The organism is Phyllobacterium trifolii (assembly GCF_014192095.1).
In the GTDB taxonomy this organism is placed as follows: domain Bacteria; phylum Pseudomonadota; class Alphaproteobacteria; order Rhizobiales; family Rhizobiaceae; genus Phyllobacterium; species Phyllobacterium trifolii.
This window is the reverse complement of record NZ_JACHXN010000012.1, coordinates 132,976-142,670: the sequence shown is the minus strand read 5'-3', so window position 1 is coordinate 142,670 and position 9,695 is coordinate 132,976. Positions and strand designations below refer to the sequence as shown.

11 protein-coding genes are annotated in these 9,695 nt (G+C 57.7%); 6 read left to right on the top strand and 5 right to left on the bottom strand.

Features of this window, described 5'->3' with window-relative positions; translation table 11 throughout:
- Nucleotides 1-5: 5 nt before the first annotated feature.
- From FHS21_RS18735 to FHS21_RS18725, 3 genes are all read left to right on the top strand, one after another.
- Nucleotides 6-893, top strand: coding sequence for an alpha/beta hydrolase (locus FHS21_RS18735; protein ID WP_112524016.1), 888 nt, complete (start codon nucleotides 6-8; stop codon nucleotides 891-893).
- A 70-nt stretch (nucleotides 894-963) separates the two neighbouring features.
- Nucleotides 964-1,938 carry a DMT family transporter gene (locus tag FHS21_RS18730; protein WP_112524013.1) on the top strand — a complete coding sequence of 325 codons (975 nt, stop codon included), beginning with the start codon at nucleotides 964-966 and terminating at the stop codon, nucleotides 1,936-1,938.
- An 86-nt stretch (nucleotides 1,939-2,024) separates the two neighbouring features.
- Nucleotides 2,025-2,699: a methyltransferase family protein gene (locus tag FHS21_RS18725; RefSeq protein WP_183663646.1), complete on the top strand. Its 675-nt coding sequence runs from the start codon at nucleotides 2,025-2,027 to the stop codon at nucleotides 2,697-2,699.
- A 23-nt stretch (nucleotides 2,700-2,722) separates the two neighbouring features.
- Here FHS21_RS18725 and FHS21_RS18720 read toward each other — a convergent pair whose 3' ends face one another.
- The 4 genes from FHS21_RS18720 to FHS21_RS18705 all read right to left on the bottom strand — a co-directional run bounded on the left by FHS21_RS18720 (nucleotide 2,723) and on the right by FHS21_RS18705 (nucleotide 5,439).
- The gene (locus tag FHS21_RS18720) at nucleotides 2,723-3,493 is read right to left on the bottom strand and encodes an SDR family oxidoreductase (RefSeq protein WP_112524006.1); all 771 of its coding nucleotides are present in this window, start codon (nucleotides 3,491-3,493) and stop codon (nucleotides 2,723-2,725) included.
- 17 nt (nucleotides 3,494-3,510) lie between these two features.
- Nucleotides 3,511-4,368 (bottom strand): alpha/beta fold hydrolase, encoded by an 858-nt coding sequence (locus FHS21_RS18715; protein WP_183663644.1) that lies wholly within the window; start codon nucleotides 4,366-4,368, stop codon nucleotides 3,511-3,513.
- Between the two features lie 158 nt (nucleotides 4,369-4,526).
- The gene (locus FHS21_RS18710; protein WP_162701773.1) at nucleotides 4,527-4,700 is read right to left on the bottom strand and encodes a hypothetical protein; all 174 of its coding nucleotides are present in this window, start codon (nucleotides 4,698-4,700) and stop codon (nucleotides 4,527-4,529) included.
- Nucleotides 4,701-4,749: 49 nt separating this feature from the next.
- Nucleotides 4,750-5,439, bottom strand: coding sequence for an alpha/beta fold hydrolase (locus FHS21_RS18705; RefSeq protein WP_112523997.1), 690 nt, complete (start codon nucleotides 5,437-5,439; stop codon nucleotides 4,750-4,752).
- A 145-nt stretch (nucleotides 5,440-5,584) separates the two neighbouring features.
- On the opposite strand from FHS21_RS18705, the gene FHS21_RS18700 reads away from it, so the two are divergent.
- Nucleotides 5,585-6,208, top strand: a complete 624-nt coding sequence (locus tag FHS21_RS18700; protein ID WP_183663642.1) for a CGNR zinc finger domain-containing protein — start codon at nucleotides 5,585-5,587, stop codon at nucleotides 6,206-6,208.
- A 27-nt stretch (nucleotides 6,209-6,235) separates the two neighbouring features.
- On the opposite strand, the gene FHS21_RS18695 is transcribed toward FHS21_RS18700, so the two are convergent.
- The gene (locus tag FHS21_RS18695) at nucleotides 6,236-7,156 is read right to left on the bottom strand and encodes a LysR substrate-binding domain-containing protein (RefSeq protein ID WP_183663640.1); all 921 of its coding nucleotides are present in this window, start codon (nucleotides 7,154-7,156) and stop codon (nucleotides 6,236-6,238) included.
- A gap of 134 nt (nucleotides 7,157-7,290) precedes the next feature.
- Between FHS21_RS18695 and FHS21_RS18690 the strand changes: the two genes are divergently transcribed.
- Both FHS21_RS18690 and FHS21_RS18685 read left to right on the top strand, forming a co-directional pair.
- Nucleotides 7,291-8,544 carry an aromatic ring-hydroxylating oxygenase subunit alpha gene (locus FHS21_RS18690; protein ID WP_183663638.1) on the top strand — a complete coding sequence of 418 codons (1,254 nt, stop codon included), beginning with the start codon at nucleotides 7,291-7,293 and terminating at the stop codon, nucleotides 8,542-8,544.
- Nucleotides 8,534-9,616 (top strand): FAD-binding oxidoreductase, encoded by a 1,083-nt coding sequence (locus FHS21_RS18685; RefSeq protein WP_112523985.1) that lies wholly within the window; start codon nucleotides 8,534-8,536, stop codon nucleotides 9,614-9,616. Before FHS21_RS18690 ends, FHS21_RS18685 begins: the two co-directional genes overlap by 11 nt.
- The last annotated feature ends 79 nt before the right edge of the window (nucleotides 9,617-9,695 follow it).

Sequence of the window (9,695 nt, the reverse complement as noted above, 5' to 3'; positions counted from 1 at the left end):
CGACAATGGATGAACACGAGATTGATGCGGTCAGGGCCCTGCTGCAGTCTCATCCGCGACCAACGAGCCTTGCCGAGCGTCGCCAGCGCCTCGATCTCGTCGCGGCCGACGATCCAATCGCCCCCGATATCCAGTTCAAGCATCAAATGGTCGGTACGATTGAGGCTGAATGGTCGCTGGCGCCGGGAAGCGACAGCACTAAGACGCTGCTGTTTTTTCACGGCGGCGGCTATTGCTCCGGATCGATCAAAAGTCATCGCAGGATGGTCGCCGAAACAGGTCGCGCCGCGCGTGTGCGCACGCTTGCACTTGGTTACAGGCTGGCGCCCGAGAACCCCTTTCCGGCTGCGCTGGACGATGCGCTTGCCGCTTTCGCGTTCCTGATCACACAAGGCGTTCCCGCGGCGTCGATTGCGATTGGCGGCGACAGTGCTGGGGGCGGGCTGACGCTGGCGACCATGATACGTCTGCGTGACGCTGGCAGACCGCTGCCCGGCTGCGCATGGTTGGTATCGCCATGGGTCGATCTCGAAATGACCGGCGCGAGCATGGACGAGAAGGCTGCCGTCGATCCGCTGATTCACCGCGACTATCTCGAAGAGCTCGCGGGCGCCTATCTTGGTGAGACCAGCGCTCGCGAGCCGCTCGTTTCGCCGCTCCATGCTGAGCTTGCGGGACTCCCGCCGATCCTCATTCAGGTTGGTTCGGCCGAGACACTTCTCGACGATGCAGCGCGAATCGCGCGTCGGCTTGGCGCTGCCGAAGTGGCGACGAACCTCGAGATCTGGCCGCACATGATCCACGCCTGGCCCCTGTGGGCGGCACGGCTGGCTTCGGGGCGAGAGGCGATCGCCTCGGCGGGCGCGTTCATAAACAGACACCTCGCGACTTAAGCGGCGAAACCGCCAGTCGAGGCGCGCCCGCCACCTGTGCAGGTCTAAGAAATTGTGGCATAGATGAGCGATGGCGATAAGTCTCTTGGCAGTCCACAACAGCGGCGGCGAGACGGAGCAGGCAGCGGGCAATTCGCTGGCCGTTGGCTACACCGTGGCTGTGCTGTGCTGGCTGCTGTCCGCCGGCGTCTATATCTCAGCAAAATGGGTCTCTCCCGAAATGCCGCCATGGGCGTTGTGCTTCTGGCGCGTCCTCATTGCGTGGGCGATCCTGCTGCCGATCGTGCGCGGTCATTTCGGCTCCATGGCTGCGCTCGTGCGGGCGCGCCCGCTGGAGCTGATTCTCGTCGGCGGCATCGGGCTCGCGATATGTCAGGGCATGGTCTTTATGGGGCTCGAGAAAGCTGACGCCACCACGGCCGGCATCATCATGGCGCTCATCCCGATCATCACAATGATCCTCGCCCGTTTGATCCTGGGTGAGCCGATGGGGAGATGGCAGGCGATCGGATCGATCGTCGCCTTCGTCGGGATCGTGGTCATCATTGTCAAAGGCAGCCCCGCGGCGCTGATGCGTCTCGACGTGAATCCCGGCGAACTGTGGCTCGTCGCCGGTGCTTTCTGTTTCGGCCTCTATGCGGTTCTGCTCCGCCGCGCGAAATTCGATCAAGAGCGTCTTCCGCTTCTGGTGCTGCTGCTCGGGGCTGCAGCGCTGACAGCGCTCCCCTTTTACCTTTGGGAACTTGCTTCCGACGAACGCTCGGCCCTCGACAGCAACGGGCTTCTAGCCCTGGCCTATGTGGCGATCCCCGGCGGAGCGCTGATGTATTACCTCTTCAATTGGAGTGTCGAAGCGTTGGGGGCAGGTCGGGCGGGCGTGCTTCTCTACATCCAAACGATATTCGTCGCCATACTCGCCTATTTTATCCTTGGCGAGCGCCTGCAAACCTATCATCTCGAAGGCGCTGCGCTGATAGTCGTCGGCGTGCTTTTTGTCATCCTGTTCAAGCCTCGGACCAAGCCTGCGGCGACCAAATCCCTCTAAGTTGAACTGATTGTGAATGGGCTCACTCCATTTGGCGTCTATGCTGAAGTTGCGATTCCAAATGAATTGGGGCGGAGCCCTGTGCGATGAATCTCATTGTTCGGACTGCGAGAAGTGCCATTCTGGGCCTGCTTGCCCTCGGCGCCATCATCTTCGGGTCGGCCGGGACACTAGACTACTGGCAAGGCTGGGCCTTCATTGTCGTCTTTACACTCTCGACAAACCTCATTGGTGTCTATCTTGCAATCAAAGATCCAGCACTGCTGGAGCGTCGCCTGAAAGCCGGGCCTGGCGCTGAAACGCGTCCGTTGCAAAAGGCACTGATAACAGTCGCCTTTGCCGGCGCCATTGCTTTGCCGGCTGTCTCTGCGCTTGATTATCGTTTCGGCTGGTCACACGTGCCGACTTCAGTCTCCGTACTGGGAAACGCCTTGGTGGCGCTGAGCCTGATGATCGATCTTCGGGTCTTCCGAGAGAACAGCTACGGCGCTTCGACGATCGAAAAGATGGAGGATCAAAAGGTGATCTCGACCGGACCATATGCACGGGTCAGGCACCCGATGTATGTCGGGGTGCTCGTCCTCGTTGTTGGGACACCGCTCGCCTTGGGTTCATACTGGGGCCTGTTGTTCCTGCTGCTCAATGTGCCGATCCTGATGTTGCGCATTCTGGACGAGGAAGAGATGCTGCAACAGGAACTCGAAGGCTATTCGGACTATATGGAAAAAGTGCGATACAGGCTTGTGCCCGGTCTGTGGTGAGCCTGTCGTCGTGCCGCTTGATGTTAGATCGACTTGACCTCGCCGCCGTCCATACGGAGTGTCGAACCGGTCATCCATCGAGCGCCGGGTGAGACAAGAAAAGCCATCAGCTCGGCAATCTCCTCCGGTTCGCCATAACGAGCGATGCCTGCATCCTGCGGGAACTTTGTGGTTGCCGCTTCCACGCTCATATTGTGGATCGATGCCCAATGTTCGAGATAGGATCGACGGCGGCCGGTCATCACCGGGCCCGGGAGAACGCTGTTCACCTGAACGCCGTCCGTGATTCCCCGATCTGAAAATGCCTTTGCCAGTGCCACGATCGCAGCGTTGATCGTGCCAACTGCGGCATAGGGTGCTTTTGGAAAAAGCGCGGAGTTGCCTGACATCAGTACTACCGAACCTTTAGCGTCTTTCAAAGCCGGCCAAGCGGCAATCGTCAGCCGGCGTGCGCCGTGAAGCTTGAGGGCGAGGCCGCCCTCCCATTGTTCATCGGTCATTTCAAAAAGATCGATTTGCGGCACCGCGCCGGCAATATTCAGCAGGGCATCGATGCGGCCATAGGTCGAAAGGGTCTGGTCAACAACCACCCTCGCTGCGTCCGGTTGTGCCAGATCGAGGTCAAGCACGAGAGCGTCGGCACCAGTCGTCCTCACCATTTCCGCCGTGGCCTCAAGCTTGGCACGATTGCGTGACACCAGCACGATCGAAGAGAAGTCTCGCGCGAGCCGGATCGCCGTGGAGTGACCGATCCCCTGGCTCGCGCCGGTAACAATTGCAACAGACTTTTGCATGCCAAATCTCCAACGATTCAAGAGCGAGAAAGGAATTCGCGAATGGCTGCGGCGATTTCCCCGGCATGCGTTTCGAGCGCGAAATGTCCGGTGTCAAAGAACCTTACATCGGCATCGGGGATATCGCGCTTGAATGCCTCGGCGCCCGGCGGCAGGAAGAACGGATCGTTCTTGCCCCACACCGCTAGAAACGGCGGTTTGTGCGTGCGGAAATAGGTCTGGAACGCTGGATAGAGGGCAACGTTGCTTTTGTAATCGCCGAAGAGGTCGAGCTGTATGTCGGCAGCACCCGGACGCGCGAGATAGAAATTATCGAGCGATTGACCATCCGGCGACACCATCGCTACATCGCTGACGCCGTGGGTATATTGCCAGCGGGTCGTTTCGGGTGTCAGCATAGCGCGCAACGCATCGCGATTTTCCTTCGAAGAATCTTGCCAGTAGGCGCGGATCGGATTCCACCCGTCGCTCAGGCCTTCTTCATAGGCGTTGCCGTTTTGCGAGATGATCGCGGTGATGCGCTCGGGATGCCGCATGGCCAATCGAAAGCCGGTTGGTGCGCCGTAGTCGAAAACATAGACGGCAAAGCGCTCAAGATGCAGGACCTCCGTAAAGCGTTCGATTACGCCGGCAACATTGTCGAAGGTGTAGCTAAACTTATCGCGAGAAGGCATGTCCGATTGACCGAAGCCCGGAAGATCCGGAGCGATGATACGATATTTGTCACTGAGAAGCGGGATCAGATCGCGAAACATATGCCCTGCGCTCGGGAAACCGTGCAGCAGCAGCAGGATCGGCGCGTCCGCAGGGCCAGCTTCTCGATAGAAGACGTTGAAGCCGTCGACATTGGCGGTGAGATATTTGGTGGTGGTCATTGGAGTTCTCCTGTCTCTGTGCCGTAACCGTTTTGCCACTTGCATGATGGTTATGGCTCATTGGTTAGTAACCTGTCAAGATGGTATTAGCAGGTTACTGCGTATTTGCGACCGTCCCCCTTTCGACTAATCGACAGGGATGTCGTGAAACCAAAATTTCAGGCAACCCGTCCACTGATAGCCTCCGGTCTTACGTAGAGAACCAAAGCGGAGCAGATCAGCCCAAAACCCAGCAGGGGAACGAACGGCGATACCAGGGCTGCCAGCGCAAAGATTCCGAGCGCAGCAAAAGTCCGGCGGCGAGCGAGCTGGCGTGCCTGGTCAGGCATCATGGTCGAATCCGCCTGTGTCAATACTTCCCGTTCGAAGGCCAGATTAACATCAGGCCGCGGCGCGGATTGCTTCTTCAATGATGTCCACGACTACGGAAGGCGCTGTGACACTTGGCGTATGATCCACGGAATGCACCCTCACGTGGGCCTTCATGCGCTCTGCCATAAAGCGCTGTGTGCCAGCGATAATCATACGATCGTCCTGAGCCAGTAGATACCAACTTGGCAGGCTGCGCCATGCAGGAACACCGGCAGGCACAGTGATGCAGGCAATGGCAATCGGACGCTGAACAGCGGCCAGCATGCCCTGCATTTCGGGATCGGCGTTCGGTGCGAAAGCCTTAGCAAAGGCGTCATCCGGAAGCCAGATCAGAGAGTTCTCGTCCGGTGCAAGCTTTGGCGCTTGCGGATGCGGCTCGGCGCGATAAAAGACGTCGGCCACCGTTTCTCCTTCATCGGGAGCAAGTGCAGCCACATAGACCAGTGCCTTGACTTTGTCGGAGTGTGTCTCGCCAATCACCGCACCGGCATAGGCATGACCGACGAGCACCACTGGACCGTCAATCCGCGCGATGGTATGGCTAACTGCCGCTACGTCATCAGCCAGAGAGGTCAAGGGCAATGGCGCAGCCACCACCTTGACACCATGCGACTTGAGAGAAGCAATCACGCTTGCCCAGCTCAATCCATCAGCCCATGCACCGTGTACAAGCACGACTGTCGTGCCTTTGAAATCCATCGTCTCAGTCCTTGATGTCTGCGTTAAGTAACCGCTTTATCGCTCGTTTGAAGGTTACTCAAGAAAAACATAACTTGTCAACGCGTCTTAGAGTGGTTACATCACTCAGAGCCAAATCACGCATCGGGGAGAAGGAACAATATATATGGGGCACGCATACCCGCCTGCAATTTTCGTTGCCGATAGTCCTGGACTTGATTTTTTGAATTCTGTTGCAACGCCCGTGGATTCGGTAGTGGACTGGATCGGCGGAGGCGATGGTCTTGTTGATTGGCTTTCACAAGCCAACCTTGTGCCGGAGACGGTGCTTGCCGAAATCAAGGCCGGCGCGATGCCGGGCGAACTGGACAAGGTTGCCGATCAGGCACGAAGCCTCCGCGAATGGTTTCGAGGCTTTGTCCGTGAGCATAAGGGAACTGCTTTGTCGGAGAAACACCTGAAGGAGCTGGAGCCGCTCAATAGGCTTCTCCAGAGAGACGAGGCTTTTACCGAGATTGTGGCAGCGGAGGACGGAGGGATCAAGACAAAGATGTCGCGCCGTTGGCGCTCACCTGAATCACTGCTTTTGCCGGTTGGACAATCGCTGGCCAAATTCGTCTGCGAGGAAGACTTCTCAGATGTGAAGGCCTGCGAGGGTCACGCATGCACGCTCATGTTCGTTGATCGCACAAGGCGCAAATCGCGTCGGTGGTGCAGTATGGCACTCTGCGGAAACAGGGCAAAACAGGCGGCGCATCGGACACGTTCAAAAAACACAGGGCTGCGGTGAAAATCCCATAAGACACGGGATCATCGTCTAGAGGTGCGCTTCCGGTTCCTGCGCTGCTATCTGCAGCCAATTGACGAAGAGGCCGGCAGCCTCATTGTTATGCTGCCTTGTCGGGACCACGACGAAATAAGCCCCTCTGGGCTTGATCGCGGCATCAGTCAGGCGAACCAGCCGTCCCTGCTGCAACAGGTCTTCCACGAGATGTGTCCAGCCCAGCGCGATCCCCTGACCGTTGAGTGCGGCATAGATCGCTTCGGTGTAAAAGCTGCAACGCAATCCCAGCGTCTTCTTGGGAACCACGATGGAAAATGACGAAAGCCACTCATTCCAGCCTGTCCACGTTGGATCGTCGGTTTCGTTGGAAATGAGGGAATATGAGGTCAAGTCCGCCGGAGTTTTGATGCGGCCGTCTGCCCCGGTATATCCCGGGCTGCAGACCGGGAAGACTTCGTCCTCGAACAGCAATTCCGCATGACCATCCGGCCACATGCCATTGCCGAATCTGATCGCAACGTCCACCTCGCCCAGTCGGAGGTTCGGCATGTTGTCCTGAGAGAGGATGCGGAGGTTGGTGTAGGGATATTGGCGCGAGAACTCTGAAATCCTGGGCATCAGCCAGAAATGCGAGAATGCAACTGTCGCAGAGATCGTCAGCTCGTCGCTGGAAGCATCCTTGCGAAGGTCGGTAACAGCTTCCGCGATGAGATTGAAGGCGTCGCTGGTGGCCGTCGAAAGCGCTTTGCCCTTGTCCGTCAAAACCACCTTGCGGTGCAGCCGCGTAAAAAGAGCGAAGCCAAAGTCCTTCTCGAGAAGATGTATCTGGCGACTGACCGCAGCCTGGGTGACGCCGAGCTCCTCGGCGGCCCTCGTAAAGCTCGACAGCCTCGACGCCGCTTCGAATACGGTAAGTGCCGTCAATGGTGGCAGCTGTTTCCTCAAGCTTTTCACTCTTCACTCCGATTTCGCTGAGCGGCGATCAGAGTTTCCCATTACCTCAGGTAATGTCAATGGCGCACATTTGTGCAGTTGAAATATCCCAATTTGCTGCGATTCTAGACACGATTGATCCATAAGGAAACATTATGCTCAATACGTTCCCATCGCCGATCTCTTCCTTGCTCGACGCGCGTATCGACGGGCACTCTCTGCCCGCTGGGCTGTACACCCGCGAAGATGTCTTCCAGGCGGACCTGGACGTGTTTTTTTCCAGGCACTGGATTCATGTTGGTCTCGAGTGCGATGTTCCGGAAGCCGGCGACGCTGTGGTCATCGACATCGGATCGACGAGCCTGATTTTGCTGAGGGACGACGATAACGACATCCGGGTGGTCCGCAATGTTTGTCGCCATCGCGGCGCGCGGCTGCTGGACGCTGGGTCAACCGTCATTTCCAAGCTGGTCTGCCCCTACCACCAATGGACTTACGAGCTTTCGGGTGAACTCAGTTATGCGCCGCATATGGGGAAGAACTTCGACAAGAGTTGCAGGAGCCTGAAGGCGGTCAACTTCAAGTCGATCGGCGGCCTGATCTATGTCTGTCTTTCCGACAATCCTCCGGAAGATATCAAGCGGCTGGAGGAGGTCATGGCTGGGCGGCTAGCGCCCTATGATATCCGGAACGCCAAGGTCGCACACCAGCTGGATGTCATCGAGAAGGGCAACTGGAAGCTCACCATGGAGAACAACCGGGAGTGCTATCACTGCTCGGCCAACCATCCGGAGCTGTGTGTTTCGTTCGTCGATCTTGACTTCGGATATGATCCCGACAGCCTGAGCCCGGAGGACCGGGAGGAGGCGGAAGCGCATTTCGCCATGTACGGCGAGCGCACGAAAGGCTGGGAGGCAGACGGATTTCCATCATCAACGGTCGAACAGGTGCGGAACTGTGAAACCAATTTCCGCACCCAGCGCCTGATTATCGCCGGGGCGGGTGAGTCTCAGACGGAAGACTCGACCGCCGCCTCGTCGAAACTGTTGGGGACCATGACCCGCAAGGATCTCGGCGACACGCATCTTTGGGGACACAGCAGCTGGTGTCACTTCATGGGCGACCATGCCGTGATCTCCATCGCAATCCCGCTCTCTGCCGATACAACCCTCATCCGGACGAAATGGCTTGTTCACAAGGATGCGATCGAGGGCGTCGACTACGATCTTGCCAAACTTGCCCACGTATGGACCGAGACCACCAATCAGGACGCAGAGCTCGTTGCTCGCGCCCAGGCCGGCGTTCAGGACCCAGGCTACGAACCTGGCCCTTATTCCAGGTTCACCGAAGTCGCGCTCGACGACTTCGCGACCTGGTACATTGAACGGATGCGCGCTCATGGTTACTGATCTCCTCCTCAAGGCTGTGGGTCCGGCAAGCGGCGGATATTGGGACCCGGAGATCGACGACGAACTCGTTTGCATCGACGTTCATGACGAAACGCATGACGTGAAAAGTTTCACGTTCGTGTCGCCCGAGCGGAAACAATTCGAATTCAGCGCCGGGCAATATTTCAAATTCGAGCTCGGCCTCGACAACGAAGACGACGGGCGCTGCTACAGCGTCTCATCGTCTCCACTTCGCAAGAACGCCATTACAGTCACGGTGAAGCGTGTACCGGGTGGAAAGGTATCGAACTGGCTGCACGACAATCTGATCCCGAGCGCGGCCGTCCGCGCGTCGGGGCCACTCGGACGTTTCGTCCGGCCAGCGGCGAAGAAGTACGTTTTCCTGTCGGGTGGCTCAGGAATCACGCCGCTCATGTCGATGGCGCGGGAACTTGCTGACACAGCCGAGTCGACCGATGTCATCTTTCTGCACGCTGGTAGAACTCCAAAAGACCTTATCTTCCGCGAAGAGATTGCAAACATTGCCCGACGCGTCGAAGGGTTCAGAATTCTGCTGCTTCCCGAGGACATCGGAGCCGAACGAGGTTGGCCGGGCATTTCAGGCCGGATTTCCAGGGAATTCCTTTCCCTGGCAGCACCCGATATCGCCGACCGCGTCGTCATGTGCTGCGGACCCGCGCCGTTCATGGCAGCTGCGAGAAAGATCAGTGCCGAACTGGGTGTTCCCGAATCCAACTACCTTGAAGAAAGCTTCGACGCCGTTGTCATCGAAGAAGCTCCAGCGTCAGCTTCCGGGGTTGTCGAAACGAAATCGTTCAGTGTGCAATTTTCGAAACAGGGCAAGTCTGTCGAAGTCCGCGCCGATCAGACGGTTCTCTCCTGTGCCAAAAAATCCGGTGTCAGGATTCCATCATCATGTGCAAGCGGTATCTGCGGGACCTGCAAGTCCAAACTTGTGAGCGGTGCCGTCGACATGAAACACGACGGAGGGATCAGGCAACGAGAGATCGACGCTGGTTTCTTCCTGCCGTGCTGTTCCAGACCGCTAAGTGATCTCGTCATTGAACGCTAGTCGCACCAAACGAGATGTCTTTCAGCTAATTTCGGCGGCGGGAAACCTTCATGGAACAACTGTCATATTGAAACGTTAG

What these genes read in the sequence shown, in the direction of transcription:
- FHS21_RS18735 (WP_112524016.1), top strand. Translation starts at nt 6, where the DNA reads ATGGATGAACACGAGATTGATGCGGTCAGGGCCCTGCTGCAGTCTCAT.
- FHS21_RS18730 (WP_112524013.1), top strand. Translation starts at nt 964, where the DNA reads ATGGCGATAAGTCTCTTGGCAGTCCACAACAGCGGCGGCGAGACGGAG.
- FHS21_RS18725 (WP_183663646.1), top strand. Translation starts at nt 2,025, where the DNA reads ATGAATCTCATTGTTCGGACTGCGAGAAGTGCCATTCTGGGCCTGCTT.
- FHS21_RS18720 (WP_112524006.1), bottom strand. Translation starts at nt 3,493, where the DNA reads ATGCAAAAGTCTGTTGCAATTGTTACCGGCGCGAGCCAGGGGATCGGT.
- FHS21_RS18715 (WP_183663644.1), bottom strand. Translation starts at nt 4,368, where the DNA reads ATGACCACCACCAAATATCTCACCGCCAATGTCGACGGCTTCAACGTC.
- FHS21_RS18710 (WP_162701773.1), bottom strand. Translation starts at nt 4,700, where the DNA reads ATGATGCCTGACCAGGCACGCCAGCTCGCTCGCCGCCGGACTTTTGCT.
- FHS21_RS18705 (WP_112523997.1), bottom strand. Translation starts at nt 5,439, where the DNA reads ATGGATTTCAAAGGCACGACAGTCGTGCTTGTACACGGTGCATGGGCT.
- FHS21_RS18700 (WP_183663642.1), top strand. Translation starts at nt 5,585, where the DNA reads ATGGGGCACGCATACCCGCCTGCAATTTTCGTTGCCGATAGTCCTGGA.
- FHS21_RS18690 (WP_183663638.1), top strand. Translation starts at nt 7,291, where the DNA reads ATGCTCAATACGTTCCCATCGCCGATCTCTTCCTTGCTCGACGCGCGT.
- FHS21_RS18685 (WP_112523985.1), top strand. Translation starts at nt 8,534, where the DNA reads ATGGTTACTGATCTCCTCCTCAAGGCTGTGGGTCCGGCAAGCGGCGGA.